Below are 25,932 nucleotides of genomic sequence, written 5' to 3' on the forward strand. Positions count from 1 at the left end.
GCTAAGCGACCGATCCGACAAAGGCGTTCAGCGCGCTGACCACCTGCGCCGACAGCGGCTGGCCGTTGGCGTAGTCGGTGATGCTGTCGGTGGGGTCGTCCTTGAGCACGTGGTTGACGCCGTGCAGTTCGGCGAAGGTCAGGCGGGTGTGCGCCAACGCGACGGCCAGCGGCCGCATCGCGTCGCATCGGGCCTGCGCGTCGGAGTCGCTGCACGTCAGCAACACGGCGGTGCCGGACGGGACGCGCGCCGCCAGCGCCATCGGGTCGATCGCGTCGGTCGCCAGCACCGCCCTGACGTTGCCGGGGTTGAGGATCGCGCCCAGCCCGTTGGGTAGCTGCGCCGGCACCGTGCCGTCGGCTCGCGCCGACGCGACAGCCGCCGTCCACGCCGCGATCACGTCCTGGCCCTGCTGCGGTGTGGCGCGGCCGGCCTTCACTTGGGCGTCCACGTCCGCCCGCACCCGCACGCTGATCAGGTCGAGGTAGCGGCCGGCCAGCGGTGCAAACAGCCCGAGCGCGTGGATCTTCGGTGCGCCGGAGGCGGTGTCGGAGGTCAGCATCATCGCGTGGACGGCGCCCTCGCCATGCCCGTACACCGCGATCCGGTTCGGGTCGACGTCCCGCTGAGCCGCCAAGAACCGAACCGCGGCCTTGGCGCCGGCGGTGTAAACCGCGCTGTCGACGTCGGCCGGGCGGCCCGCATACGGCCCCAGCCCTGTGCGGCCGGTGCCCACCTTGTCGTATCGCAGACTGGCCACACCCCGATCGGACAGCAGGCTGGCGAGGGTGCGCTGGGTGCCGATCTTTCCGGCGACCGCGTTGTCGCCGTTGCGGTCGGTGATGCCGCTCTCGGAGATCAGCAGCGCCGCCGGGCCCGACGGCGCGTCAGCGCGGTGCCGGTAGGTGCCGTAGATCGTCAAGCCGTCGGCGACGAAGCTCACCTCGTCGTCCACCCAAACCGGCGCCGGGTGCGTCGACGAGCAGCCGCCCACCCACACCAGCGCCACGATCAGCCAGGAAAGGCCAAGTCTCGCAACCGCTTTCACAAATGCGTTTCGATCCACGCGGTCACGTCGTCGAGCACGCGCTCTTTCTCGGGTTCGTTGAAGACCTCGTGGTACAAGCCGGGGTAGACCTTGAGCACCACCTGCGGCGAGGCAACATGCTCGATCAGCATGCGGCTGCCTTCCACACTGATCAGCCGGTCGTCTTCGCCGTGCACGATCAGCAGCGGAGCCGTCACCTTGGCGGCCAACTGTGGCTGGCGTTCGCCCACCTGCAGCAGCGCGCGGGTGATCCCGGCGGGCAGCCAGCCGTGGTACACCAGCGGGTCGGACTCGTAGGCGGCCACCACCTCGGGGTCGCGTGACACGGCGTCGGCGGGAAGCTTGCGCATCGGCAGCCCCGGGAAGAGCCTGCCCAGCGCCTTGCCGAGGACGGCCAGCGGTTTGGGCGCCTCCAGATGCGCCGCTACCGCCGGTCCCGACAGCACCATCGCGGTGTAGGTGTCCGGGTACTGGGCGCCGTACGCGAACACGATTCCACCGCCCATGCTGTGCCCGACCACCACTCGTGGCAGGCCCGGATAGTCCGACGCCGCAATCGCGACGAGCTTCGCGAAGTCCTCGGTGTAGTGCGACAGGTCTTTGAGCCACACCCGCTTGCCGCCGGAGCGGCCGTGGCCGCGGTGGTCGAGCGCGTAGGTGAGCAGGCCCGCATCGCCGAAACGCTGGGCGACGTGGTCGTAGCGGCGTGCGTGTTCGGCGTATCCGTGGGAGAGCACCACGACGCCGCGTGGACTGGTCTGCGGCGTCCACACGTCGTAGACGATTCGCACCCCGTCGACGCCGTCGAACGACCGCTCGGTTCGGGTGGTGAGCATGGGGCGAGCGTAATGGCGCGCGTAAGCTCGGCGCCGTGAGCGTCCTCGCCCGCGAGTCTGACGACGAGTTCTTGGTCCGTGCGGAGCCACACCGGCGTGAGCTGCTGGCGCACTGCTACCGGATGACCGGATCCCTGCACGACGCGGAGGATCTGGTGCAGGAGACCTACCTGCGGGCGTGGAAGGCGTACTCGGGTTTCCAGGGCAAGTCGTCGCTGCGCACCTGGCTGTACCGGATCGCGACGAACACGTGCCTGACGTCGCTGGAGGGACGGCAGCGACGGCCGCTGCCGAGCGGACTGGGCGGCCCCGACGCCGATCCGGCCGACGAGCTCGTCGAACGCCGCGAGGTGCCCTGGCTTGAGCCGCTGCCCGCCGACCCGTCGGAGGTCGTGGAGAACCGGGAGTCGGTACGGCTGGCGTTCGTCGCCGCGCTGCAGCACCTTTCGCCGCGGCAGCGGGCCGTGCTGGTGCTGCGCGACGTGCTGCAGTGGAAAGCCGCCGAGGTGGCCGAGGCGATCGGAACGTCGACGGCGGCGGTGAACAGTCTGCTGCAGCGGGCACGGGCTCAGCTCGATGCCGTCGGCCCCGACGATGCGCTGGCTGCCCCCGATTCACCTGAGGCACAGGACCAGCTGGCGCGTTACATCGCGGCGTTCGAGAAGTACGACATCGACGCGTTGGTGGAAATGTTCACCGCCGAAGCGGTTTGGGAGATGCCGCCGTTCGTCAACTGGTACCGCGGACCGCAGGCCATCGGCTCACTCATCCACCTGCAGTGCCCCGCCGAGCAACCCGGCGACATGCGGCTGATTCCTGTCACCGCCAACGGACAGCCGGCCGCCGCAATGTACATGCGCGAGGGCGACAAGCATGTGCCGTTTCAGCTGCATGTCGTGGACTTCACGGCCGACGGGGTGGCACATGTGGTGGCGTTCCTCGACACCACGCTGTTCGCGAAGTTCGGCTTGCCCGACTCCCTGTAGCCACGACACGACGCCGCCGGCGCATGTCGTTCTACCCTGGGCAGCGTGAGCCCAGACGTGCGACGTGCGGCCGACCGCGCCGTCACCACGACCGACTGGCTGACTTCACGACACTCGTTCTCGTTCGGCGACTACTACGACCCCGCCAACACCCATCACGGCCTGCTGTTGGTCAACAACGACGACATCGTGAAGCCCGGCGCAGGGTTCGACACCCACCCGCACCGCGACATGGAGATCGTCACGTGGGTGCTCAGCGGATCGCTGGCACACCGCGACTCAGCGGGAAACACGGGCGTGATCCGGCCCGGGCTCGCGCAGCGCATGTCGGCCGGCACCGGGATTCTGCACTCCGAGAAGAACGGATCGGCAACGGAGCCCGTGCATTTCGTGCAGATGTGGGTGGTGCCCGACGAGGCCGGCATCGAGCCCGGATACCAACAACACGAGGTGGACATCACCGGAAGCTTGGTGCCCATCGCCTCCGGCAAGAATGCCGACGCTGCGGTCGCCATCCACAATCGCCACGCCACCCTGCACGGTGCGCGGCTGAAGCCCGGCGACGCCGTCACGCTGCCGCAGGCGCCCTACCTGCACCTGTTCGTAGCGCGAGGTGCCGTGACGCTGGAAGCAACCGGCGGGCTGGAGGAAGGCGACGCCGTGCGACTCACCGCGTCGGGCGGCCAGCGGATCACCGCGACCGCACCGGCGGAGATTCTGGTCTGGGAGATGCATGCGGGCCTGGCGGCGTAGCGCGGTAGCCATCGCGCTCACCGTAATTGCGGCCGGATGTTCGACGGCGCCGACGCCGCCCGCGGCGCCGGGGCAGAACCCCGCGGGTTTGGTCCAGGTGACGGTGCAGGTTCCACCGCAACTGGCGCAAGCTCCGTTCGATGTCGCCCGCCAAGCGCTCGTACCGCCCGGCTGGACGATGGCGTTGTGGGCCCGGGTCCCCAAGGCGCGGCTGGCCGCGTGGGCCCCGGACGGCGCGCTGTTGGTTTCGGTGCCGGCCGACCGCAAGGTGCTCACGTTGACACCGGGACACCAAGAGGTGTTACTCGACGACTTGTCCGGACCGCACGGGCTCGCGTTTCGCGGGTCGACGCTGTATGTCGCGGAGAGCAACCAGATCGATGCCTACACCTATGCCGACGGCAGGGCCGCTGGTCGACGCGTGGTCGCCGCCGGACTGCCCGACATCAGCAGCCCCGAGCTGCACGGCGCCTACGAGCACACGCTGAAAAGCGTTGCGGTGGGCCCAGACGGCGCCGTGTACTTCTCGATCGGCTCCACCGGCAACGTCTCGGTCGAGGACCGCTCGGCGACCCCGGAGCGGGCGACGATCAACCGGATCCCGCCGCAGGGCGGTCCTTTCGAGGTGTTCTCGCGTGGAGTGCGCAACGGCACGGGGCTGGCGATCGCGCCGGACGGCTCGGTGTGGACGGCGGTGAACAACCGTGACAATGTCGCCGACCCGCGCCCCGGACCGTCGTACGCAAAGGTGATCCAGGACTACGTCGACGACCATCCACCGGAGTCGTTCGCGCGCCTGCGCGCCGGTCGCGACCTGGGCTGGCCGTTCTGCAACCCGGACGGCGAGGGCGGCCCGGTGCCGCTGATACGCGATGTCCAGACCAATCCCGATGGCCGGCAACTGGATTGCGCGCGGCTGCCTGCGATCGAGCAGACGCTCGGCGCGCACGCGGCGCCGCTGGGCTTGTCCTTCGTCGACGGGGGCTTGCCGGCGCCGTACTCGTCCGGCGCGCTGGTCGGCGTGCACGGATCGTGGAATCGGCAGTCGCCACGTGCCCCGGAGGTGTCGTTCTTTGCGTGGCAGAACGGCACTTTGGGCCGCCAGCAGACTCTGGTCGGCGGATTTCAGGCGCCGGACGGCTCGCGTTGGGGCCGTCCGGTCGCCGCGGTGGTGGGACCCGACGGCGCGGTGTACATCACCGACGACGACGCTGGCGCGGTGTACCGTGTCGCGCCGCCGGGTCGCTGACGGACTACGCGCGCGGTGTTCGAGCGCCGCGACCGGTGACCCCGACGTAGATCGCGATCAGCACGATGGCCGCGATGATCCCGACGAAGAATGGAATCCACTCGAAGCCCGCATTGCTGTTGGAGTACCCGACGGCATGGGTGACCCACGAGCCGATCAGCCCGCCGACGATGCCGAGCACGATCGTCATCAGCACGCCGATGTTCTGCTTACCCGGCATGATCAGCCGCGCCAGTGCACCGATGATGATTCCCACGATGATGGCACCGATTATCGATCCGAACACTGTTGCTCCTTTGCCCGGGCGTCGGGTTGACGCCGACGTCAACGTGTTCCCTTCGCAGCGCCACTTCTAACCCCGCGGGCACGCGATCGCGCCACCGGGACCAGACCGTGACGGTTTCGTTACTGAAGTGGCGACTGTTGCTGTTGGGATGGACGCGTGCCGATGTCCACAGCAATCCCGCTGCGTCTGGCGGCCGCCTTCGCCGCGACGACGCTGTTCACGATGCTGTCTGTGACGCCCATTGCGCGCGCTGACGACGCCCGCTCGGTACTGCTGGCCGCGATCGCCAACACCAAAGGGTCGTATCTGGTCTACAACTTCGGTGGGGATTTCGCGGCCCCGTTCCGCAGCGCCGGCGGTTCGGAGTACACGCTCAGCAACGGCGGGCATCTGATGATCGTCAAGAACGCCTCGACACGCCTGAACCCGCGGCTTCTCGTGGACACCCACCAGGGTTTCCAGGCCCGCTGTGAACGCGACCCCCGGGCGCGCACCAACGAAGGACTGTGGCAGGCGTCGGAAACCTATCCGCCGCTGCAGGCGTGGCAAGTGCTGGGCCGGCCGGTCATCGCCGTCAACGCCAACTTCTTCGACGTGCGCGGCCAGAAAGGCGGGTCGTGGAAGCAGACGAACTGCAGCTCGCCGCTGGGCGCGTACGTCGACAACACCAGCGGGCTCGGCCGCGCGAACGCCGCGGTCACCGGCACCGTCGCGTACGCAGGTAAGCAGGCGCTGTCCGGCGGCGACGAGGTCTGGACGGCGCTGGCCACCATGATCCTTCCGGTGGGCGGCGCCCCGTACGTCGTGATGCCGAAGAACGACCAGGACTACGACGCCGCCTCCCCGGAGATTCAGCGCCTGCTGGACGCAGGCACACGGTTCGTCGCGGTGAGCGGCATCGGCCTACTGGCCCCCGGCGCCACGGGACAGCTGGGCGACAGCGGTCCGAGCGCAGCGCGAACAGCGCTGGGCTACAACCGAACTCGCGACGAACTCTATGTGTTCCAGGGCGGCAGCTACACGCCCGACAACATGCAGGATCTGTTCCGCGGTCTAGGCGCCGACAGCGCACTGCTGCTCGACGGCGGTGGATCGTCGGCGATCGTGCTGCGCCGCGACACCGGCGGCATGTGGTCGGGGGCCGGATCACCCAGAGGAAACTGCGATACTCAGCAGGTGCTGTGCGACTCTCACGAGCGCGCGCTGCCGAGCTGGCTGGCGTTCAACCTCTGAGCGCGTCTTTCGCCGCCGCTTCCGCCTGCGCGCGATAGCCGCCACCGAACAGCACGACGTGCGCCAGAAGCGGATACAGCTGATGCAGTCCGACGCGCTCACGCCATCCCGCAGCCAGTGGCCGCACGGACTGATACCCGTCCAGAACGGCGTCGAGATGCGGGCATCCGAACAGCGCGAGCATGGCCAAATCGGTTTTCGCGATGGCCGCCGTGTGCCGCTGGATCGATCAGAACAGCGCCGCCGGACGTCCACATCACGTTGCCGCTCCACAGGTCGCCGTGCAGCCGTGCCGGGCGGCCGTCGTCGTCGAATTCGCCTGCACCGCAGCGCTTTACGATCTCGGCGACCGCGGCACGGCCAGCGGCCGACAATCGCGGCGCCGCCATCTCCGCCATCGGTGTCAGCCGTTCGTGCGCATAAAAGACTCCCCAGCTGTCGTGCGGTGTCAACGACATCGGCAGCGGGTGTGTCAGCGGCCCGAAGAAGCCCGGCCCGCTCCAGCCGTCAGGCGGGGCGCCGAACGCGGGGGCACCGGCGTCGTGGATGACCGCAAGCCGGCCGCCGAATTCGCGGGCCGCCGCGCGGGTGGGTGGCGTCGTGTCGAGTCGGCGCAGCGTCAGGCTGGTGTCGTCGTAATCGAGCACCTGCGCGCACGGCACCCCACCGTCGACGGCTGCGAGCCAGCGCAGCCCGGCGGCTTCACACGCGAAAAACCCGTGCGGCGCAGCGGGATTGCGTTTGACGAACTCGCCGCTCACCCCCGGCTCAGGGCGCCAGGCGGGTCAGGTCTTTCGAGGTGATCCACGGCATCTTGGTGATCACCCAGTCAGATCCCTTGCGCTGCATGCTCAGTCGGTACGAAACCAAGAAGAGCTTCGGCACATCCTTGGTGCTGGCACTGGTGTAGCTGATGTTGGCGTAGACCATTGCGGTGGCATCGCTGCCGTCCACGGACTCCACTGCCGTGCCGACGACTTCGGCGCTGCGCTTGACCTGGTTCTGCTTGTTGGTGGCGGCCAATGCGTCGATCTGCTTGGCGTACGCGTCTTTCAGCTCGCCGCCGAGGTATTTCGACGACCGCGCCGGCAGCTGATCCATGTCTTCGGGGGTGTACGTGAACAGGGTCGTGATCGCATCGGTGGCGGTGCGCGCGATCGTCATCTTGGTCGCGGCCGCCGCACGGTCGGCGAGGTAGGGCTGCAGCATCGAGCCGGCGAACGCTCCGGCGATCACGAACAACACGGCGGCCACAGCCACGGCGATCGTGATCCGCCGGCCGGCGGGCTTGCGCTCGACGAACTCGACGGGCTCGTCGTCGCCTTCTCCTTCGCCCGCGGCCTTGGCCTCAGCCTTGGCCTCCGCCTCGGCCTCAGCCGACGGTTCAGCATCCGACGCGACCCCCCGTCGGCGAAACCATCTGCGGCCCTTGGCTTCTGATGAAATCTGCGGATACGCGTCGGATGCCGGCTCCTCGACCGCGGTGCTCTCGGGTTGCTGTGCCGACGGTTCGACGTCACTGGTCGGCGAGCCCTCCTCAACGGAGGTCGGCTCGTCCGCCGATGCCCCGGTGGCCGCAGTGGCCGCCGGTGTGAAGGTGCGCGACCGCAAGTATCTGTGCCGGCCGCCGCGCTTGCCCGTCGGCACCCGACGTGCGGTCGGCTCGCCACCGTCGGTCGCCGACTGGTCGCCGGCGTCGGCGTCGGTCAGATCACTTGTGTCAGTTGGCTGATCTTCCACTGCTGCCCTTCCTTGACGGCCGTGACCACCCACCGGTTGCCGCTTTCGACCGGCTTCCTCGGCTCGCCGGCGGTGGTGTCGATCTTCGTCGCCACCAAAACGCTGACGCTGCCGTCGTCGTGCCACTTCTCGATGCCGGCCTCGATGACCGTGCCCTTGGTCGGTTCGGCCCTGGCAACCTGAATCAGGATTTCGTTCTGCTTGTCCTTGAACTCCTTGGCGAACTGGCCTGTCGCCTCCGCGAGGATGCGGTCCCCGTAGTCGTTCGCGTGGAACGGATCCAGGCTGGTGTACTCGGTCATGAAGTGCCCCACATAGCCGAGCGCGTCGGCGTCGCGCGCATTGGCCCTCTCGTCGGATACGTGCGACCACAGCATCAGCCCGCCCGCCGTGATCGCGGCCGCCACCACCAGTGATGCCAGCACGCTCAAGCCCGCCAGCCCCAACACATGGCCGAGCCAGTTCCGGCGGCCGCGCGTGACAAGAGGAACAGCGACCGTCTCTGCACCCGGCTCGATCCTGCGCCGCGGACTCATCGCGGACCTCTGTTCAGTGCCGGCTGCGGCAACACGGTCAGCTCCGAGACCCGCCAGGTGCCGTCGCGCGATTTCTCGAACGCCACCTTCGCGGTGGCGGTGATGAAGCGGACTTCCTGCTGCTGGGCTTGCCGCTGCCCCTGCAGGAACACCAGCATTGTCGCGTGGTCCGGTGTGGTGCCGGGAAGTACAGAACTGGTCACGGCCCAGTATTCGTTGTTCGCGGCCGCGTTTTTCTCGACGACGTGCTGCTGCTTCACCAATTCGTCGCGGTAGCTGTCAGTCACCAGGTTCTGCGCGCGCGCGAAGTCGTCCTTCATGGAGCCGGCGTTGTAGGTCAGGATCTGCTCGACGATGTGCGGGCCCTGATCGGCAATCTGACTTCGAGCCGTGTCCACGGCCTTGTCGTGCCGGTACACCGTGAGATACGTCAGCCCGGCGCCGGCCGCTGCGAGCAGCGCTCCGACGGTCAGCACGGCCCCGACGGCGCGGCGTACCCTGGGCTGCTCGCCGACGCGACGGACTTCGGTGCGCAGCAACAGGTCTGCGAACGTGCGGTTGCGTGAATCCCACAGCGGCCAGAGCCAGCCGACGAACAGCGCGGCCGTATCCAGGAGATGGGCCACATCGCGCACCACCAACCGGCCGATTCCCGCAGCGTCACCGTCGCGGCGCACCACCCTGATGCCCAGCAATGCCCGGCCCAGCGTCCAGCCGGTGACGGCCGGCACCACCAGACGGTTCAGCAGCATCGCCACCAGAACCAGTCCGCCGACGACGATCGACCCCCACCACGCCCAGCTGTACATCTGTGCCGTCGTCACCGCCAAGGCCACCGCGGCGACGACCCCCAACGGAAACAGCACGTCGAGCGCGAAAGCGCCCGCGCGCGACCACCACGACGCGACGGACGGGCTTTCGATCTGTTCGGTGACCGACTGCGCGCGCGTCTCCTCGGCGACGAGCACGGTCAAGTCATCACCGGGTCGAGCTTGGCGATTTTGTAACGGCCGTCTTCAGGAGCCATCTGCGCACGCAGCCGCATCCCGGTTTCCTGGTTCTGCGCGTCGGGGTTGGACGGCACCTTGAACCGGAACGCCACCAGCACGTCGATGGTGCCGTCGTCGTTGTGCCGTTCCACCGCTGCCCGCATGTTGGTCACCTCGACCTTGACGTTGGCCGCCTGATACGCCTCGACCATCATCGGGGCCATCATCTTGGCGTACGCGCCGAAGTCCCCGGTGGAGCAGTCGATGATTTTCTGCACGCTGGCGGCCATCGTCGCCGGGTCCGGCGCGTTGGTCGCCGACACGCAGTCCTTGGCGGCGTTCACCGCCTCCTGCTCGGCTCGCGCCGACGCCTCGGCGTTGTCATGCGAGCGCAACGCCAGGTAGCCGCCCGTCGCCACGCAGGCCGCCAAGACGATCAGGGTTGCGAACATTGCGACGAACCAGCCGCGGGTGAGCCGAGACGGTCGATCATCGGACGGGTCCAGCGCTTCGGGAGATTCGGGAGCCGAATCGGCCGCTGCCTCGGTGACGTGCTCTTCGGTCTCGTCGGCCTCGATGTTTGTCGGGTTCAGCTGGCTGGTGCCAGCATCTCCTTCCATCCGTCGTCTCCTGTGTTCGTCGAATCCTTCACGCTGTAGCGCGAGCCGTCGGGCGCTACCACCTCGCCGTTCTGCGGGTTGTAGATCGCTGTGGGCACCTGCGCGGGCGTGTAGGTGCACGGGTTGGGCTGTTGGCCGCTGCAGGTCACCGTACCCTGCCCTGGGCGCGACGGTGCGTCGCTGACCGGCGGAATGGGTGGTGGCAGCAAGTTGGCCGGCAGCGGGTTCATGCCGTTGTTGATGCTCGGCGCCGGGATCACCCGTCCCGGATCCACCGGCTGGTCGCAACGGGCGGCCGGCGCCGGGCAGGTCAGGATCTGGTTCGGGTCGCCGTACCAGGGGTTGGTGCCCATCGGGACATACGGCTCGTTGCTGTGGCACTCCTGCGGCGTCGCGGCCCGCTTGCCCGGCACGTCGGCGCACGGATAGTTGCGCGCACCGCGAACGACGTTGCCTTGGAAGTCCTTCGGGATCTTGCAGTAGGTGCCCGACGGCAGCGGGGCGGTGGTGACGTCAGCCGGGGAACGCCATTCCGAAGGCGGCAAAAAGCCGGTCAGGCACGGCGGCGGGCTGTTGAGGGCGGTGCCGAAACCCGGCGGCACAGCCTGCAGGGTCAACGCAGAGGCACCGATGCCCACGAACAACGGGCCGAGCGCGAAGTTGATGATGCCGTACCCCGGAAAAATAGAGCCGGCCTCTAGCTGTGCTGCGCCTTGCGGGAAGATCACCAAAGACTGTTCGACGCCCTTGTGGTAGCGCTTGAGCAAGTCGATGACGATCTCGAGGTTGGCCAGCGTCTGCGGCAGTGAATCGCGCACATCGGAGAACACCGCGTTGAGCTGATCGGCGGTGGGAGCAGCCTGCTGCAAACCGCTGCGCAGCGCTGCGTCCTGCTCAGCGGCCTGGGTGCCGATCGAATTCAGGTTCGCCGCCCAGGTTTCGATGTTGTCGCGCGAATTCACCTGCGAATCCAGAATCGGCGACGAGTTGGCGACGATGTCGTTGACCGGAGTCAAGTTGTCACGGAAATCGCTGGCGATGTTCGTCATCGAATCCACCAGCCTCTGCAGCGCCGGCCCCAGGCCGCCGACCGCTTGTGACGTCTCGTTGAGCAGCGTCGCGATCTTGTCCTTGGGCAACGCGTTGAGTCCACGGTTGGTCGCGTCCAGGGCCGGGCCCACGTCCGACGGCACGGTGCTGCGGGTGATGGTCTGCCCGTCGTGCAGGTATTGCTTGACGTTGCCGGTGGACACCAGGTCCAGGTACTGCTCACCGACCGCCGACACCGAGTGCACGTTGGCCGACGCGTCCGCCGGAATCTTGTACCGATCGTCGATGCTCAACGTGGCGCGCGCCCCGCGCTCGGTAGGCTCCACTGCGGTCACCTTGCCGATGGTGATGCCCCGGTAGGTGACGTTGGCGGTCTCGTACAGGCCGCCGGACCGCGGCAGATCGGCGTGCAGTGTGTACTGGCCGATCCCGATCAACCGCGGGATCCGCAGGTAGTACCAGCCGAGCACCACCAAGGCGATGACGGTCAGCACCGTGAACAGAATCAGCTGAATGCGGATTAACCGAGTGATCATCTCTCACTCATGCCTTTCCACCAGCGGCCCGTTCGGCGCGTCGTGCGGGTTCGGGGTGAACCGCACGTCCGGGATCATCGTCGCCGGATCGCGGCCCCACGACTGCTCGAGCGCGCGCAGCATGCCCGAGATGCCGGTGCCCGACAACTGACCGTTGTCGATCGCGCTGAGCGTCAGGTCGGCGAGGATCGACACGTTGATGTAGTCGCCCCGCACGACTTTCGGCACGTTCTCGATGTTGAACGGCGCGGTGAGCATCAGCTTCAGCGCCCCGATCAGATACGGCGACGCCTTACCCAGCTCACGCAGCGGCCGTTGCAACAGCTGCAGGTTGGTGTGCAGGTTCTCGCGCGCGGGCGTCAGTGTGTTGTCGGCTGCCCTGCTGATCCGGCCGAGTGCCACCACCGCGTCGGCGAACAGACCCTGGGTGTCGTTGAAATGCTTGATCAGCGGCGGGAATTCGGTCAGCACGCGATCCAGCGTCTCGTTGTTGTCGGCGACGATGGTCAAAAGCCGGTTCGACTGGTCGATCGCGCGGGTCAGATCGTCGCGCTGTTGGTTCAGCTCGTTGGTGAAGGTGTCGAGTTTGTTGAGGAACTCGCGGATCTGGGGCGCGCGACCCGTGAGGACGTTGTTGATCTCGGTCTGGATGACCTCCAGGTCCGGAATGCCGCCGCCGCGCAGGATCATCGAGATCGCGGCCAGCACACGTTCGGTACTCGGATACGCCTCCGACCGCGACAGCGGGATCACGTCGCCGCTCTTCAGGGGCTGCTTCGACGGGTTGGGCGGCACGTCCAGTTCGACGTGCTGAGATCCCAGCAGGCTGGTCTGGCCGATCTTCGCGGTCGCATTGGCGGGTAGCTTCACGCCCGGCTGCAGGTCGAGCGTCAGCCGGGGCACCCAGTTGCGCAGCTCGATCGCCTTGACCGAACCCACGTACACGTCTTTGACGCGGACCCGGCTGTTGACGTTGAGCGCCAACGTATCCGGCATGTCGACGTAGACGGTCATGTGGTCCGGCCCGGAGCCGGGGCCGCCCGGCAGCGGGACGTTGGCGATGCCCCGCCAGGAGCCGCAGGCCGTCAGCGTCAACGCCGTCGCCAGCAGCGCCACACCCCGGCGGCCGAGCCGGGTGATCCGAATACGTGTCATCGGCCGGCCCCCTCAGCTGGATAGCCGCCGGGCGGTGGCGGCGCAGCGGGCGCGGCCACCGGGGCCGGTGCGACCATCGGCACCTGAGACACACCGGGCGCGGGCGCCGGCGGCGGACCGGGCTGCGGATACCACGGCGGCGGCAGCGGTGTGTTCTCGCTGTAGGCGTTCGGCGGACCGGGCAGGTTACCGCCCGGCGGCGCGCCGAACGTCGGCGGCGCGGCCGGCGGCACGATGTCGGGGCCGCCCATCAGCTCGGCCAGCGACTCCGGCGTCAGCATGTTCGCGGTGAACGGCTGCACGTCCACACCCTGCATCCCCGGAGCCACCACCCAGCCCGGCTCATGGTTGCCGTGCGAGAACAGCGTGTCGCGCGAGAAGATGCCAGGCACAGTCGTGTCCTTGTAGCCGGGCGGCGGCCGCAGCCGGTCCTCGGAGTAGGCGACCATCTTCGGCAACGTTTCGGCCGTATAGGCCGTGTTCACGCCGAACGGCAGATAGTTGAACTTGATCGCGTCGAGGATCGGTGCCAGGTACTGGGCACACAACTCAGCCGACTCTTGGTAGCCCAGCCGGCTGCCGGCCTGAATCGCACTGCAGATGAACTGCATCGGGTTCGCGAAGTTCGCCAGCACCGGTAGCCCGACGATGCCGCCGGAGATCGGCGACGAGATGTTGACGATGTTGGACGCCAGGTTGGGGAACACGTGCAGACCTGTCTCCAGGCCGTTGCGGGGCTCCGGCTGCAAGATCGCGGTGGTGACATCGGCGAGATTGTTGATGTCATGCACCAGCACTTCGCTGTTCTTGTCCAAGAATGAGCGAGTGGTGGTCAGCAGCTGATTGATGTCGCGCAACGCGTTGGCGACTTCGCGGTCGGTGTTGTTGAACTTGTTGGTGATGCTGGCCAGATCGTTGTTCAGTGCGACGAACTGCTGATCGCTCTTGTACAGCGCATTGACGAACAGCGCCAGACTGCGCACCACGCTGAAGAAGTCACCGCGTCCGGAGTTCAGTGTGGTGAGCGCCTCCGAAAGGCTGTTGAGCGTCTTGTTGATCTGCTCACCCTTGCCGGACAGTCCGTCGGCGAACGACTCGATGACGTCACCGAATGGACCCTTGGGCTGCTGGTCAGTGGGACCCAGCCCGCTGAGGATTCGGTCGATCGCGTTGCGTAGTTCGTCGTATTCGACCGGCACCTGGGTGCGCTCCAGCGGAATGACGGCACCGTCTTTGAGCACCGGTCCCCCGGTGTAGGGGGGCGACAGCTGGATCACTCGGGACGCGACCAGTGTCGGGTTGAGGATCGACGCAGTGGCGTTCGCCGGCACCTTGTACTTGTTCTGGTAGTGGAACGTCACCTTCATCTTGTCGCCGGCCGGCTCGATCTTGTCGATCGTGCCGACGCGAACGCCCATGATCTGAACCTTGTCCCCCGGGTACAGGGCGAGGGCCTGGGTGAAATACGCGACGACGGTGTTGTTGGTCAGCTTCTTGTAGACCTGGAACCCGATGACGGCCGCGACGATCGCCAGCACGATCACCACCGCACCGATAACCAGTGCAGCCCGAGAGACATTGGGCAGCTTGAGATTTCGGATGTTGAAGATCGTCGACATCGGTCAGTGACCTCCAATGTCTACGGGTCCGGGCATGCCAGGCGGAGGACCGTCGGGCACCTGCGGCCCGGGTCCGGCAGGAGGCGGCGGCCCGGGCAGGTCAGCGGGCGGAACCGGCTGCGCCGGGAACGGATTCGAGACCGGCCCAAGGGGTTCGGTACGTGCACCCGGCGGTGCCGGCGGCAACGGAACCGGCACACCCTGCAACTCCGGCGGCGTCTGTCCCGGCACACCAGCACTGGTGATGCCCGGCGTGTAGCCCGGGCCGTTCGGATTCGGCGGCGAGGTGGCCACATTCGGTCCGGTGTAGTTCGGGCCGTAGGGGTTGTCGCCGTACGGGCCGACACTCAGGTGCGAGCAGGGCAGCGGATTGGCGGCGGTCGGAATCCCGTCTGCCGGCGGCGTGTACGAGCAGGGTGAGCCGGGCGGCACTGCCGGACCCGGGAAGTCGGGAGTGCCCTCCAATGGGGTCGGCGCCGGCGGCGGTGCACCGTTGGGGAACCGCGCGCCGTTGGGGTCGGGCCAGCGGAACGCCGGCAGACCGGCACCGCGCCAGAAGTTCTCCGGATCGATGCCGCGCTTCTTGAAGGCGGCGTCGACGAACGGCTGAAGGATCTGGTACGGCAGCAGGTTGACCAGCATGACCTTGAAGTAGGGACCCGATGCGATCGCCTCGCCCAGCGACGCGGTGAACTTGCTCAGCGTGGTCAGTGAGTCGGCCAGATCCATCTTCCGCTGGACCAGCAGATCGCTGACTGTGCGCAATTGTTCGAGCACGTGGTTGAGGTTCGGGTTCTCGTCGATGAACGCCTTCACCTGTTCGGAGAACGCCGACACGTTCTCGAGCAGGTAGGTGATCGCCTGTCCCCGTTCGTTGACGGCCGCCAGCAGGGTCTGCGCGTTCACCAGCAGGGCGTTGATCTGCCCGCCGCGGTTACCCAGGATCCCGGCGATCTTGTTGGCGTTGGCCAGCAGCTGCTTGATCTGGCCGTCGCGCTTGCCGATGGTGTCGGAGAACCGTTCGACGCCCTTGAGCGCATCGCTCAGATGCGGGTAGGTCTGGTCGATGGTCTGCGACAGCACGTTGAGCGACTGCTTGACGGTGTCGATGTCCCAGCCGGACGCCGCCTTCGTGACGTCGAACACCGCGTCATAGATCTGGTACGGCGTGCTGGTCTGCCCGACCGGCAGAACTCCGTTGGCGCGCAGCCGTTCTGAGCCGCGCGGCTCGATCGAGATGTTCTTGCGGCCCAGGATCGTGTCGGTCCTAATGGCAGCGCGGCTGTCCTTGCCGATCTGGTTGGGACCCAACGTGAAGCCGACGACGATGTGGTCACCCTGGATTTGCAGCGAACGCACCTGGCCCACCGCAACGCCGGCGACCTGGATCTTGTCGCCGGGTTTGATACCGCCCGCATCCTTGAACTGCGCATAGTACGTCGGCTGGGCGAACAACTGCGGAATGCTGACGAAGGTCTGGCCGACGGCCACCACAAGCAGCACCACGATGATGCCCATCAGGCCGACGCGTACGCGGTTTGAGCCCTCCAATGTTCTCATTGCGGTGTGCACCTGCCTGTGGGCTGCGTGGTGATGCGCACAGTGCGCACCGGACCGCCGGGCTGTAATCCGTTGAGCTTCAACGAGATATCGCAGGCGTAGAAGTTGAAGAAGTCACCGTACACGCCACCGGCCCGGCCGATGATCTTCAGCGACGTAGGCAGCCGCACCAGGATGTCGTTGAGCTGATCCTTCTGGTCGATCAGCGGCCCCTGGATGGTTTCCAGATGCTGCAGCGTGTCGTGCAGCAACGGCCGGTTGTCCGACAGTATCCCGGCGAGTGTGCCTGCGGCATTACTGATTTCAGCGGTCGAGTCGGCGATCGGATCGGCGCGATTCTTCAGACCGGTGATCAGCTTCTCGAAGTTGTCGACGGTCTCGTCGAGTTGCTTCTGGTGGCGCACCGTGGTGTCGAGCACCGTGTTGAGGTTCTTGATCACATCGCCGATGGCCTGGTCACGCTCGGCCAGGGTAGACGTCAATTGTGCGGTCTGATCGAGGATGTCGTTGATGGTGCCGCCCTGTCCCTGGAACACGGTGATGATCGACTGCGCGATGTTGTTGACCTTCTGCGGGTCCAGTGCGCGAAACAGCGGACGGAAGCTACCGATCAGCGCGTCGAGATCGAGTGCGGGCTTGGTCCTTTCGATGGGGATGGTGCTGCCGACCGGCATGCGCTTGTTGCCGTCACCGCGCTGCAGATCGAGGTAGCGGTCGCCGATCAGGTTCAGATAGCGGATTGATGCGGTGGTGCCTTCGTACAGCGGCAGCGACCGGTCGATCCGGAAGTTCACCAGCGCCCGCCGGCCGCCGTCGATCAACTGGACGTCGGCGACCTTGCCCACTTCCACGCCGGATGCCCGGACGAACTGGCCGCTGCGCAGGCCGCTGGCGTTGGAGAAGATCGCCGAGTAGCCGTTGGTGCGGTCGAAGCGCATCTGACCGAACACCACGATGATGATCACACTGAAGAGCAGGAGCACCACCGAGAATGCTCCGAGCTTGATCGCGGTCCCTCTGATGCTCATGGGTTTATCGTGTACTCCCCGATTTGCCGGCCCCACACGTACTCGATGGCGAACGGCGAGCCGAGTTCGAAGTGGTTGTACGGCGCAAGCGATGCACCGGTGTCCATCACCAGATAGGGCGCGGGCCACAGGTCACGGTTGACCTCCTGCCAGCAGCCCGGCTTGCCTTCCGGCCCGCCGTGGGCGTTGACCCGCGGCAGATTGTCGGGATAGACGTACGGGTTGCCGGCGCCCACGACTTCTGAGTGGGTCCGCAGCGAATATCCGTTTCCGCCAAGCGAATCGGCGATCTTCGGCGCGACGTCGTGGAACTTGCGGATCGTGCAGAACAGCGCGGGGCTGTACTCGTCGAGCAGCTGTGACGTCGGGATCAGGTCCTCGGCGCCGCGGGTCAGGTAGGGCCCACCGCGTTCGAAGATGTCGGCGCCCGTGTTCCCGAAGCCGATCGAGGCGGTCAGCGCCGCGTCGAGATTGGCTTGCTGCTCGTTGAACGTGTGCGCGGTGGTGACCGCACCGCGCAGGAACGCCCACAGGTCCGGTGACGCGTCGGCGTACACCTCGGCCAGATCTCCCAGCCGCTGAACGTCATAGCGAATCTGCGGCATCTTCGGATTCAGGTCGGCGAGGATGTCGTTGCCGTGGATGATGGACTGCCCGAACCGATCTCCCAAGCCGGACAACCCCTGCGCGGCCGCCGACAGCGTCTCGTTGAGCTTGACCGGATCGACTTTCTCCGAGATCGACAGCAACGTCTCGAACAGCGTGTTGAACTCTGTCGTCACCTGCGATGCCTGGATCACGTCGTTGGACGAAATACGCTGCTTCACAGGGTTTTTCGGCGAAGAGAACGACACGTACTTGTTGCCGAACACCGTGGTGGCCTGGATGGTGGCGTCGACGTTGGCCGGGATCAGGCGGACGTACTTGGGTTTGACGTCCAACGTCAACTTCGCCTTCGGTTCACCGTTGACCGTGGTCTCGGTGACGTCGGCGACCCGTCCGATCTCCACTCCGTTGTAGGTCACCTTGGAACCCGGGTCCATCACCAAGCCGGCCCGCTCGGACATCATGGTCAGCTGCGTCTTCGGCTCGAACTTGCCGCGGAACTGCAGACCGACCAGCACCACGATCAACACGAACGCGAGCACGAAAACGATCCCCGCCACTTTGTACGGCGGGGTGCGGCTGGAGTTCAGGGGTGCTGTCATGGTGCTACACCGTGAGGTTGAAGTTCGGGTTGGTGCCGTAGAGCGCCAACGAGGCGAACAGGACGACGAGCACGATCGCCACCAGCGATGCCCGCATGGATCGGCCCACGGCTTCTCCCACGCCGACGGGACCGCCGCTGGCGTTGTATCCGAAGTAGCAGTGGTTGAGCATCACGATGATCGAGATGATCACCGCCTGAATGAACGACCAGAACACGTCGTCGGGCCGCAGGAAGGTGCGGAAGTAGTGCTCGTAGGTGCCCGTCGACTGGCCGTAGAAGAGCGTGGTGGTGAGCTGTGCGGACAAGAAGGACAGGATGATCGCCATCGAGTACAGCGGCACGATCACCACCAGCCCGGCCAGGATGCGCGTCGAGACCAGATAGCAGACGGACCTGATGCCCATCACCTCGAGCGCATCGATCTCCTCGCTGATGCGCATCGCGCCCAGCTCGGCGGTCGCGCCTGCACCCACCGTGGCGGCCAGCGCCTGGCCGGCGACCAGGGGTGCGACGACGCGGACGTTCACCAGTGCGGCGACGAAGCCGGTGAACGCCTCCACACCGATGTTGCCCAGCGATGCGTAGCCCTGGATCGCAATCAGCGAGCCGCCCGACAGCGTCACGAAACCGACGATCGCGGTGGTGCCGCCTACCACGGCCATTGCGCCTGTGCCCATGCCGATTTCGGCCACCAGCCGCAGCATCGCGCGGCGGTAGTGCAGGATTGCGTTCGGGATCTGGCCGATCGCGGTGACGATGAACCAGGCGAGCCGGCCGGTGCTGTCCAGGAACCTGCCCGGAGCGCTGCCCCACCGGGTCGCGCGGTCGAAGGTCCGCGGGAACCGGCTGCGAAGGACGGTGGCAGTACTCACGTCAGCGCCCCGTTCCGTAGCGGACGCCGATGGTGGTCAGCACCACGTTGACGGCGAACAACGCCACCACCGACAGCACCAGCGTCTCGTTGACGGCGGTGCCCAATCCCTTGGAGCCACCGGACACGGTCAGGCCGCGGTAACAGCCGACCAGCCCGGCGATCAGGCCGAAGGTCAGAGCTTTGACGATCGAGATCACCACTTCGGGCAGGCCCGTCACCAGCGTCAAGGTGGACAGGTAGGCGCCTGCGGATACGTTCTGGAAATAGACGCCGAAGACGAAGCCGCCGACCAGCCCGATGATGATCACGGCACCGTTGAGCAGGACCGCGACGGCGGTCGCGGCGACCACACGCGGGACCACCAGCCGGTGGATCGGATCGATGCCCAGCACTTCGAGCGCGTCGATCTCCTCGCGGATGGTGCGTGCACCCAGGTCGGCGCAGATGGCGGTCGAGCCGGCACCGGCGACCACCAGCACGGTCACGATCGGCCCGAGCTGGGTGACGGCCGCCAGGCCGGCGCCGGCCCCGGACACGTCGGCCGCGCCGAACTCGACCAGCAACAGGTTGAGCGTGAAGATGATCAGCACCGTGTCCGGTATCGCGAGCGCGACGGTCGGAAGGAACGTCACCCGCATCAAGAACCACGACTGAAGGATGAATTCCTTGAACTCGAACGGCCATTTCGTCGTCGCTTTGGCCGTCAGCACGCACATCCGGAAGAAGCCACCGACTGCCTCCAGCGGTGGGCCGGCCCGATCCCGCAAATAACCAGTGAACCCGGTCGTTGCGGTCATCAGCGCACCCGCACGTCGGAGCCGCGTGTCGCGCGGCGCAACGGCAGATCCTGTTGCACGCCCCCTCCTAGCCCAGCACCCACGTGATCCCCGTCTCCCTACCGGTTGGTAGTAAGACGGACCACAGGACTGTACCCGATGGATTCTCGGCAGTACACCGCATCCGCGCGATTGACGCTGTATCCGTTAGCAAACAAGTCTCCCTTGCTCAACTGTCCGTCGCCCCGGCAGAAACTGTTGGCGCAGAGTCGCTTTGGCCGGCGACCCCGGCCGCCGCCCCGCCGAACCTCACGCGCAGTTCGGTTTTGAGCACTTTGCCAGCGGGGTTGCGCGGCAGCGCATCGACGATCTCGAGCGCCTTCGGGTGCTTGTACCGGGCCAGCCGCTCCGTCAGGAATTCGTCAAGATCAGCCAGGGTGATCTTCTCGTCAGCAACGGCCGCAACGGCTACCGGAACCTCACCCCATTTGTCATGGGGACGACCGATGACCGCTACTTCGATGATTGCCGGATGCGCCGCCAGCACGTTCTCCACCTCGGCGCAGTAGATGTTCTCTCCACCGGAGATGATCATGTCTTTCTTGCGGTCGACCACCCAGATGTAGCCTTCCTCGTCCTGGCGGACGAGATCACCGGAGTGGAACCAGCCGCCCGCGAACGCCTCGGCCGTGGCCTCGGGGTTGTTCCAGTAGCCGGCCATCAGAGTGGGTGCCCGGTAGACGATTTCGCCGACCTGCCCGACGGCGACGTCGTTCATGTCGTCGTCGACGATGCGCGCGGCGACCGTCGGAATGACCTTGCCGACTGAGCCGAGTTTGCGAATTGCGTCCTCTCCCAACAACATACAAGTCACAGGCGACATCTCGGTCTGCCCGAAGGCCGCCAGGATCTGCGTGCCCGGGAACGTGTCCGACATCTGGCGCAGCAGCGTATCGGAAGCCGGTGCGGCGCCCCAGGACAACACCCGCAGCGCGAGGTTGCGCGGCCTGGCCTGCTGTGCGGCGCATACCGCCTGCCACTGAGCGGGCACCAGGAAGATGCCCGTCACCTTCTCGGCCTCGAGCACGTCGAGCAGCTCGTTGGGGTCGAATGCGCCCAGCGGGTAGATGACCGTGGGCCGTCCCAGCAACAATCCCGGAATGGTGTTGCCGATACCGGCGATGTGGAACAGCGGGACGCCGATGAAGCCGACGTCGTGGTTGATGTCGGCGCCGTTGGTGAACAGGAACGTCAGCGCCTGGCCGGCCAGGTTGGTGTGGGTGAGTACCGCGCCCTTGGGCCGTCCGGTGGTGCCGGAGGTGTACATGATCAGCGCCGGCGAATCGTTGGGGATGTCGACGACGGGATGGGCTTCGCCGTCTTCGGCGATCAGGTCCTCGTAGCCCAGTACGCCGTCCTCGGTCGGCGAGCCGGCGACGACGACCGTGGCCAGCGTCGGGTCGATGTCGCGCACGGCAGTGGCTACCTTGGCGAGCACCGATTCGGTGACCACCACGTTGGCCTCGCAGTCGCTCACGAGGAAGGCGATCTCTGCGGGGGTCATCCGGAAATTGACCGGCACGGCGATGGCGCCGAGCGTGTTGGCGGCCAGGTACGACTCGACGAACTCGGGCCGATTGAGCATCAGGATCAGCACCCGATCCCCGAAGCCCACCCCGCGCCGGTGCAGCGCGTCGGCCAGTGCGTCCACCCGCCGCTTCAGCTCAGCCCAGGTAATGGTCTGGCCCAGAAACCGCAGCGCGGTGGCATCGGGCTGCATCAGCGCGTGGCGCGCCAGCTGATTCGTCCAGTTCTGGCGACGGGCCAGATAAGGCTGCTCGGTGGCCAACGAGTGGTCCTGCAAAGAGATTCCGTTTGACGGCTGACTGCTCACCTAATCTGCTCCCGCGGTTTCTCAGGGTTGCGCCGACTTGATATTTGATCAAAAATTCTCGTGCCCGGTCACACTATGGCCTCGGCCGCGGAGGGACAAGCCTCTTGCGAGCGTGCGATCGTCATGCGGGGAGGGGCCGGTGAACGCACCCGCGGTGCCGGGCAAGCCGAAGACCGTACGACGCGAACAGCTTTCCGACGAAGTCGCCGCGCATCTTCGCGCGGAGATCATGGTCGGCGCACTGCTGCCCGGAACTTTCATCCGCCTCGACGAGACCGCGGCGCAGCTTGGCGTCAGCATCACCCCGGTGCGTGAGGCGCTGCGCACCCTGCGCGGCGAGGGCATGGTGCTGCTGGAACCGCACCGCGGTCACGTGGTGGCGCCGCTGTCGCGCCGCGACGTCGAGGACATCTTCTGGCTGCAATCCACGATCGCCAAGGAGCTGGCCGTCAGCGCCACCGAGCGGATCACCGACGCCGAACTCGACGAGCTGGCCCACTGCGCCGACGCCTTGGCCGACGCAGTCGCCGACGCGGACGCAGACGCGGTGGCGACCGCGGAGTTCGCGTTTCACCGCACCTTCAACGTGGCGAGCGGGCGCATCAAGCTGGCATGGTTCTTGCTGCATGTGGCGCGCTACATGCCGCCGCTGATCTACGCTCGTGACCCGCAGTGGGGCGCGCTGGCGGTGGACAACCACCGCCGGCTGGTGGCGGCGCTGCGTCGTCGCGACACCGCAGAAGTGGTGGCACTGACCACCTGGCAGTTCGACGACGGCGTGCACCGGCTGATCGCGCGCCTGGAGTCGTCGGGGATCTGGGCCTGAGTTGCGCCGAAACGGTATTCCACGCGGCCGTTACTCGAAAAAGTCCGCGCCAGTCACCGTTTCGGCGCTCGGCGCTAGGCGCAGGCTAGGCGCTGAGCTGCTCGGCACGTTTCTTGAGGTTGTCGGCCAGGTAGTCGAGCGCGTCGTTGACCACCTTCTTGACCATGGTCTTGGGGACCGCCATCTTGGTTTCGACGTCCAGGTCGACGGTCAGCAGCGAGGTCGGGCCCATGCCCACCACCGAGAAATTCTGCTGCTGCTTGGAGAACAGGTCGCCCTGCTGCAGCACCGTGTAGATCTCAGCCGGACTGGGGTAGTACACCGCGCAGATGTAGGTGCCGTCCATGCCCTGGATCGACACGTCCACCCGCAGCTGGCTGGGCCGCCCGTCGTCGTAGCGGGCCAGCACCCAGCAGCCCTTGACCTCCTCGTTCCATTCGGGATAGGCCTCGAAGTCGGCGACGATCGACATGATCGTCTCCGGTGTGGCTGCCACCTCGACGGTCTTGCTGACCACCGGCATCAGGGCTGCGGCTCCGGCGTCGGCACGGCACCCAGCGGCACACCGAGCGGCGATTCCTCGCGCACGGCCGCGTCTCGGATCAGGCCGCGCAGCAGCGCGGTGCTGAACTCGATCGCGATCTCCTCGGCACTTCGCCGGCCGGTCGGCCGCAGCCAGCGGTAGGCGCCCAGCACCATCCCGATGTAGCCAAGAGCCAGCACGTGGGAGTCGCATTCGTAGAACTCGCCGCTGGCGATTCCCCGGTCGATGACGTCGCGGACGTGCTCGTAGACCGTGGTCTCGGCGGCACGGACGTAGGCCACCTGCTCTTCGGTGAACCACTCCGTGATGTAAGGACTCTCCTGGAAGTAGACCGCCGCGCCTTCGATGTTGTTGGCGATGTTCTCCAGCAGCCGACGGGTGAAGTGGAAGATCGCCTCACGCGCAGACCACCCGGGCTCGTCATGGACGGCGGCGACCGTGCGGTCGGCGGCTTCGCGGTAGATGTCGAACAGGATCAGCGACTTGCTGGCGTAGTAGTGGTACACGGTGGCCTTGTTGAGGCCGACCACGTCGGCGACGTCGTTGATCCTGGTGCCGTGGTAACCGCGCGCCGCGAACAGCTTGGTGGCGACGGCCAACAGCTCCTCGCGGCGCGAGAGCTCCGCTCCGTTCTCCTGTGGTGAGCTGCTGGATGCTCGCATGGCGATTCACTATATTTCCCGCCGCGAGCCTCAGCTCAATCAACCGGTTGGATTACTCACTTCTTCGCGCCCGGGGTGCGGGCTAGACTCGGCGCGGAAGCCGACGACGAGGGGGTGCTCCGTGGATCCGAACCCGGACTACGACGCCAGCGACGAGATCGAGTACTTCTTCAACTACCTGGGCTGGGCGTTGCGCGGGGTGTCGGGCCCGGGCGGCGGCTACCCCCCGCCGGCCTATCCCCCGGTCTGACGCCACGTCATCCGCGAACGTGAACGTGCTTTACGTTCGCAACCTGACACCTAGCGCAACACGCTCGCGCCGCCGTCGACCGGTATCACCGCTGCGGTGATGTAGGTGCTGGCGCGGCTAGCCAGAAACACTGCGATTCCGGCCATGTCGTCGGGCCGACCGATGCGCCCCAACGGCAGCGCGGCGCCCACCGCCTCGGCGCCCGGCGCCAGGATCGCTTTCGTCATCCGGGATGGGAACAGGCCAGGCGCAATCGCGTTCACCAAGATGTCGGGCGCGAGCTCGCCCGCAAGGTGCTGGGTGAGCATGTGCACGCCCGCCTTGCTGGCGCTGTAGGAGAAGTTGTCGCGACCTCGGGCCGGTGGCCGGATGCCGTCGATGCTGCCGGTGTTGATCACCCGCGCGGGATCCTCGGGCGTCGACGCCGCCTTCAGCAACGGCACCAGCGCACGGGTGAGCATGAAGACGCCTTTGATATTGACCGCGAGGATCCTGTCGAAGCCCGACTCAGGGAACTCGTCAAATGGGGCGCCCCACGCCATGCCCGCGTTGTTGAACAACGCATGGACCGCCTCCTCGCGATCGGCCAGCGCGGTGGCGAGGGCGTTCACCCCGTCGGCGGTGCCGAGATCGGCCGGGATGGCCGACACCGAACCCAGCGGCGACAACGCCTCGACCGCCGCGTCGAGTTCGTGCGCCTTGCGGCTGGACAGATACACCTTCGCGCCGGCCTCCAACAGTCCTCGCGCGATCATCAGACCGATCCCCCGGCCGCCGCCGGTGACCACGGCGACCTTCCCGTCGAGCCGGAACAGTTCAGCAACCATAGGCACCAGTCTGAGGCCCGGCCGATCCGGCTGACAGACTGGTCCGGTGCGGCAAGAGCCCAAGTGCTGGCTGACCGATATGGACGGCGTGCTGGTTCGCGAAGAGCACACGTTGCCCGGAGCGGCCGAGTTCTTGCAGCGGCTCGTCGACAAGCAGCGCAGATTCCTTGTGCTGACCAACAATTCGATCTTCACGCCGCGTGACCTGGCTGCCCGCTTGGCCCGCTCCGGCTTGCATGTGCCGGAGGAGTCGATATGGACGTCGGCGCTGGCGACCGCGGCCTTCCTCGACGACCAGTTGCACGCAGGGTCGGCGTATGTGATCGGCGAAGCCGGGCTCACCACGGCACTGCACGAGGTGGGCTACACGCTCACCGACATCGACCCCGACTTCGTGGTGCTCGGCGAGACGCGCACGTACTCGTTCGAGGCGATCACGAAGGCGATCCGGCTGATTCTGCGCGGCGCCCGGTTCATCGCGACCAACCCCGACGTGACGGGCCCTTCGGCGGAGGGGCCGCTGCCGGCGACGGGCTCGGTGGCCGCGCTGATCACCAAGGCCACCGGCCGCACCCCGTACTTCGTCGGAAAGCCGAACCCGATGATGTTCCGCAGCGCGCTCAACCGGATCGAAGCCCACTCCGAGAGCACGGTGATGATCGGCGACCGGATGGACACCGACGTGGTAGCCGGGATCGAAGCGGGACTGGAGACCATCCTCGTGCTCACTGGATCGACGACGCTCGAGGACGTGGAGCGCTACCCGTTTCGGCCGAGCCGGATCCTGCAGTCGATCGCCGACGCCATCGAACTGGTCTAGGCGGGTTGCGCGACCGCGGGCGGCG

Annotated in this window: 25 protein-coding genes and 2 pseudogenes; 7 read left to right on the forward strand and 20 right to left on the reverse strand. The window is 66.7% G+C overall.

Features of this window, described 5'->3' with window-relative positions:
- Position 1: 1 nt before the first annotated feature.
- Positions 2-1,048, reverse strand: coding sequence for an alpha/beta hydrolase family protein (locus tag AC5Y4N_RS08455; protein WP_499904880.1), 1,047 nt, complete (start codon positions 1,046-1,048; stop codon positions 2-4).
- Positions 1,045-1,884: an alpha/beta hydrolase gene (locus AC5Y4N_RS08460; RefSeq protein WP_499904877.1), complete on the reverse strand. Its 840-nt coding sequence runs from the start codon at positions 1,882-1,884 to the stop codon at positions 1,045-1,047. The genes AC5Y4N_RS08455 and AC5Y4N_RS08460 overlap by 4 nt, the downstream gene beginning before the upstream one ends.
- Here AC5Y4N_RS08460 and AC5Y4N_RS08465 point away from each other — a divergent pair.
- From AC5Y4N_RS08465 to AC5Y4N_RS08475, 3 genes and pseudogenes are all read left to right on the forward strand, one after another.
- Positions 1,832-2,870, forward strand: a pseudogene (locus AC5Y4N_RS08465) (sigma-70 family RNA polymerase sigma factor). The gene AC5Y4N_RS08460 and the pseudogene AC5Y4N_RS08465 sit on opposite strands and share 53 nt — an antisense overlap.
- A gap of 45 nt (positions 2,871-2,915) precedes the next feature.
- Complete coding sequence (locus AC5Y4N_RS08470; protein WP_499904872.1) at positions 2,916-3,623, forward strand: pirin family protein; 708 nt, start codon at positions 2,916-2,918, stop codon at positions 3,621-3,623.
- Positions 3,604-4,872 carry a PQQ-dependent sugar dehydrogenase gene (locus tag AC5Y4N_RS08475; protein WP_499904870.1) on the forward strand — a complete coding sequence of 423 codons (1,269 nt, stop codon included), beginning with the start codon at positions 3,604-3,606 and terminating at the stop codon, positions 4,870-4,872. Before AC5Y4N_RS08470 ends, AC5Y4N_RS08475 begins: the two co-directional genes overlap by 20 nt.
- 4 nt (positions 4,873-4,876) lie before the next feature.
- Here AC5Y4N_RS08475 and AC5Y4N_RS08480 read toward each other — a convergent pair whose 3' ends face one another.
- Positions 4,877-5,158 (reverse strand): GlsB/YeaQ/YmgE family stress response membrane protein, encoded by a 282-nt coding sequence (locus AC5Y4N_RS08480; protein WP_499904868.1) that lies wholly within the window; start codon positions 5,156-5,158, stop codon positions 4,877-4,879.
- Between the two features lie 222 nt (positions 5,159-5,380).
- Between AC5Y4N_RS08480 and AC5Y4N_RS08485 the strand changes: the two genes are divergently transcribed.
- Positions 5,381-6,391: a phosphodiester glycosidase family protein gene (locus AC5Y4N_RS08485; RefSeq protein ID WP_499906280.1), complete on the forward strand. Its 1,011-nt coding sequence runs from the start codon at positions 5,381-5,383 to the stop codon at positions 6,389-6,391.
- Here the strand turns inward: AC5Y4N_RS08485 and AC5Y4N_RS08490 are convergent.
- The 14 genes and pseudogenes from AC5Y4N_RS08490 to fadD5 all read right to left on the reverse strand — a co-directional run bounded on the left by AC5Y4N_RS08490 (position 6,381) and on the right by fadD5 (position 21,954).
- Positions 6,381-7,152 (reverse strand): annotated as a pseudogene (locus AC5Y4N_RS08490) (fructosamine kinase family protein). The gene AC5Y4N_RS08485 and the pseudogene AC5Y4N_RS08490 overlap by 11 nt on opposite strands.
- A gap of 7 nt (positions 7,153-7,159) precedes the next feature.
- Entirely contained in the window at positions 7,160-8,131 is a 972-nt protein-coding gene (locus tag AC5Y4N_RS08495) for a mammalian cell entry protein (protein WP_499904865.1), read from the reverse strand.
- A complete protein-coding gene (locus AC5Y4N_RS08500) occupies positions 8,098-8,667 on the reverse strand; it encodes an Rv1363c family protein (RefSeq protein WP_499904860.1) in 570 nt (189 codons plus the stop codon). Before AC5Y4N_RS08500 ends, AC5Y4N_RS08495 begins: the two co-directional genes overlap by 34 nt.
- Positions 8,664-9,641, reverse strand: a complete 978-nt coding sequence (locus AC5Y4N_RS08505; RefSeq protein ID WP_499904856.1) for an RDD family protein — start codon at positions 9,639-9,641, stop codon at positions 8,664-8,666. The genes AC5Y4N_RS08500 and AC5Y4N_RS08505 overlap by 4 nt, the downstream gene beginning before the upstream one ends.
- Positions 9,638-10,276 carry an Rv1363c family protein gene (locus AC5Y4N_RS08510; RefSeq protein ID WP_499904852.1) on the reverse strand — a complete coding sequence of 213 codons (639 nt, stop codon included), beginning with the start codon at positions 10,274-10,276 and terminating at the stop codon, positions 9,638-9,640. Before AC5Y4N_RS08510 ends, AC5Y4N_RS08505 begins: the two co-directional genes overlap by 4 nt.
- Positions 10,246-11,862 carry a virulence factor Mce family protein gene (locus AC5Y4N_RS08515; RefSeq protein WP_499904847.1) on the reverse strand — a complete coding sequence of 539 codons (1,617 nt, stop codon included), beginning with the start codon at positions 11,860-11,862 and terminating at the stop codon, positions 10,246-10,248. The genes AC5Y4N_RS08510 and AC5Y4N_RS08515 overlap by 31 nt, the downstream gene beginning before the upstream one ends.
- A gap of 3 nt (positions 11,863-11,865) precedes the next feature.
- On the reverse strand, positions 11,866-13,017 hold the full coding sequence (locus AC5Y4N_RS08520) for a virulence factor Mce family protein (protein ID WP_499904844.1): 1,152 nt from the start codon (positions 13,015-13,017) through the stop codon (positions 11,866-11,868).
- Entirely contained in the window at positions 13,014-14,636 is a 1,623-nt protein-coding gene (locus AC5Y4N_RS08525; RefSeq protein ID WP_499904841.1) for a virulence factor Mce family protein, read from the reverse strand. Before AC5Y4N_RS08525 ends, AC5Y4N_RS08520 begins: the two co-directional genes overlap by 4 nt.
- Before the next feature lie 3 nt (positions 14,637-14,639).
- Complete coding sequence (locus AC5Y4N_RS08530; RefSeq protein ID WP_499904839.1) at positions 14,640-16,196, reverse strand: virulence factor Mce family protein; 1,557 nt, start codon at positions 16,194-16,196, stop codon at positions 14,640-14,642.
- A complete protein-coding gene (locus tag AC5Y4N_RS08535; protein ID WP_499904836.1) occupies positions 16,193-17,224 on the reverse strand; it encodes a virulence factor Mce family protein in 1,032 nt (343 codons plus the stop codon). Before AC5Y4N_RS08535 ends, AC5Y4N_RS08530 begins: the two co-directional genes overlap by 4 nt.
- The gene (locus tag AC5Y4N_RS08540; protein ID WP_499904834.1) at positions 17,221-18,432 is read right to left on the reverse strand and encodes an MCE family protein; all 1,212 of its coding nucleotides are present in this window, start codon (positions 18,430-18,432) and stop codon (positions 17,221-17,223) included. Before AC5Y4N_RS08540 ends, AC5Y4N_RS08535 begins: the two co-directional genes overlap by 4 nt.
- Before the next feature lie 4 nt (positions 18,433-18,436).
- On the reverse strand, positions 18,437-19,306 hold the full coding sequence (locus tag AC5Y4N_RS08545) for an MlaE family ABC transporter permease (protein ID WP_499904831.1): 870 nt from the start codon (positions 19,304-19,306) through the stop codon (positions 18,437-18,439).
- Position 19,307: 1 nt separating this feature from the next.
- Positions 19,308-20,105, reverse strand: coding sequence for an MlaE family ABC transporter permease (locus AC5Y4N_RS08550; RefSeq protein WP_499904829.1), 798 nt, complete (start codon positions 20,103-20,105; stop codon positions 19,308-19,310).
- 208 nt (positions 20,106-20,313) lie between these two features.
- Complete coding sequence (gene fadD5 / locus AC5Y4N_RS08555; RefSeq protein ID WP_499906278.1) at positions 20,314-21,954, reverse strand: fatty-acid--CoA ligase FadD5; 1,641 nt, start codon at positions 21,952-21,954, stop codon at positions 20,314-20,316.
- A gap of 163 nt (positions 21,955-22,117) precedes the next feature.
- Here fadD5 and AC5Y4N_RS08560 point away from each other — a divergent pair, with 163 nt between their 5' ends.
- Positions 22,118-22,804 (forward strand): GntR family transcriptional regulator, encoded by a 687-nt coding sequence (locus tag AC5Y4N_RS08560; protein WP_499904826.1) that lies wholly within the window; start codon positions 22,118-22,120, stop codon positions 22,802-22,804.
- 85 nt (positions 22,805-22,889) lie between these two features.
- Here the strand turns inward: AC5Y4N_RS08560 and AC5Y4N_RS08565 are convergent, their stop codons facing one another.
- Both AC5Y4N_RS08565 and AC5Y4N_RS08570 read right to left on the reverse strand, forming a co-directional pair.
- On the reverse strand, positions 22,890-23,327 hold the full coding sequence (locus AC5Y4N_RS08565; RefSeq protein ID WP_499904824.1) for an SRPBCC family protein: 438 nt from the start codon (positions 23,325-23,327) through the stop codon (positions 22,890-22,892).
- A complete protein-coding gene (locus tag AC5Y4N_RS08570; RefSeq protein WP_499904822.1) occupies positions 23,327-24,010 on the reverse strand; it encodes a TetR/AcrR family transcriptional regulator in 684 nt (227 codons plus the stop codon). The genes AC5Y4N_RS08565 and AC5Y4N_RS08570 overlap by 1 nt, the downstream gene beginning before the upstream one ends.
- 121 nt (positions 24,011-24,131) lie before the next feature.
- Here AC5Y4N_RS08570 and AC5Y4N_RS08575 point away from each other — a divergent pair, with 121 nt between their 5' ends.
- Entirely contained in the window at positions 24,132-24,260 is a 129-nt protein-coding gene (locus AC5Y4N_RS08575) for a hypothetical protein (protein WP_499904819.1), read from the forward strand.
- 50 nt (positions 24,261-24,310) lie between these two features.
- Here the strand turns inward: AC5Y4N_RS08575 and AC5Y4N_RS08580 are convergent, their stop codons facing one another.
- Positions 24,311-25,087, reverse strand: a complete 777-nt coding sequence (locus AC5Y4N_RS08580; RefSeq protein WP_499904816.1) for an SDR family oxidoreductase — start codon at positions 25,085-25,087, stop codon at positions 24,311-24,313.
- Between the two features lie 79 nt (positions 25,088-25,166).
- Between AC5Y4N_RS08580 and AC5Y4N_RS08585 the strand changes: the two genes are divergently transcribed.
- Positions 25,167-25,907, forward strand: a complete 741-nt coding sequence (locus AC5Y4N_RS08585; protein ID WP_499906276.1) for an HAD-IIA family hydrolase — start codon at positions 25,167-25,169, stop codon at positions 25,905-25,907.
- Positions 25,908-25,932 lie beyond the last annotated feature (25 nt).

This window comes from Mycobacterium sp. NGS19 (assembly GCF_059813155.1).

Bases quoted from the DNA above. Each gene is read 5' to 3' on its own strand.
- AC5Y4N_RS08460 (WP_499904877.1), bottom strand. From the start codon at position 1,884: ATGCTCACCACCCGAACCGAGCGGTCGTTCGACGGCGTCGACGGGGTG.
- AC5Y4N_RS08475 (WP_499904870.1), top strand. From the start codon at position 3,604: ATGCGGGCCTGGCGGCGTAGCGCGGTAGCCATCGCGCTCACCGTAATT.
- AC5Y4N_RS08485 (WP_499906280.1), top strand. From the start codon at position 5,381: ATGCTGTCTGTGACGCCCATTGCGCGCGCTGACGACGCCCGCTCGGTA.
- AC5Y4N_RS08500 (WP_499904860.1), bottom strand. From the start codon at position 8,667: ATGAGTCCGCGGCGCAGGATCGAGCCGGGTGCAGAGACGGTCGCTGTT.
- AC5Y4N_RS08510 (WP_499904852.1), bottom strand. From the start codon at position 10,276: ATGGAAGGAGATGCTGGCACCAGCCAGCTGAACCCGACAAACATCGAG.
- AC5Y4N_RS08515 (WP_499904847.1), bottom strand. From the start codon at position 11,862: ATGATCACTCGGTTAATCCGCATTCAGCTGATTCTGTTCACGGTGCTG.
- AC5Y4N_RS08520 (WP_499904844.1), bottom strand. From the start codon at position 13,017: ATGACACGTATTCGGATCACCCGGCTCGGCCGCCGGGGTGTGGCGCTG.
- AC5Y4N_RS08525 (WP_499904841.1), bottom strand. From the start codon at position 14,636: ATGTCGACGATCTTCAACATCCGAAATCTCAAGCTGCCCAATGTCTCT.
- AC5Y4N_RS08530 (WP_499904839.1), bottom strand. From the start codon at position 16,196: ATGAGAACATTGGAGGGCTCAAACCGCGTACGCGTCGGCCTGATGGGC.
- AC5Y4N_RS08535 (WP_499904836.1), bottom strand. From the start codon at position 17,224: ATGAGCATCAGAGGGACCGCGATCAAGCTCGGAGCATTCTCGGTGGTG.
- AC5Y4N_RS08540 (WP_499904834.1), bottom strand. From the start codon at position 18,432: ATGACAGCACCCCTGAACTCCAGCCGCACCCCGCCGTACAAAGTGGCG.
- AC5Y4N_RS08550 (WP_499904829.1), bottom strand. From the start codon at position 20,105: ATGACCGCAACGACCGGGTTCACTGGTTATTTGCGGGATCGGGCCGGC.
- AC5Y4N_RS08565 (WP_499904824.1), bottom strand. From the start codon at position 23,327: ATGCCGGTGGTCAGCAAGACCGTCGAGGTGGCAGCCACACCGGAGACG.
- AC5Y4N_RS08570 (WP_499904822.1), bottom strand. From the start codon at position 24,010: ATGCGAGCATCCAGCAGCTCACCACAGGAGAACGGAGCGGAGCTCTCG.
- AC5Y4N_RS08580 (WP_499904816.1), bottom strand. From the start codon at position 25,087: ATGGTTGCTGAACTGTTCCGGCTCGACGGGAAGGTCGCCGTGGTCACC.
- AC5Y4N_RS08585 (WP_499906276.1), top strand. From the start codon at position 25,167: ATGGACGGCGTGCTGGTTCGCGAAGAGCACACGTTGCCCGGAGCGGCC.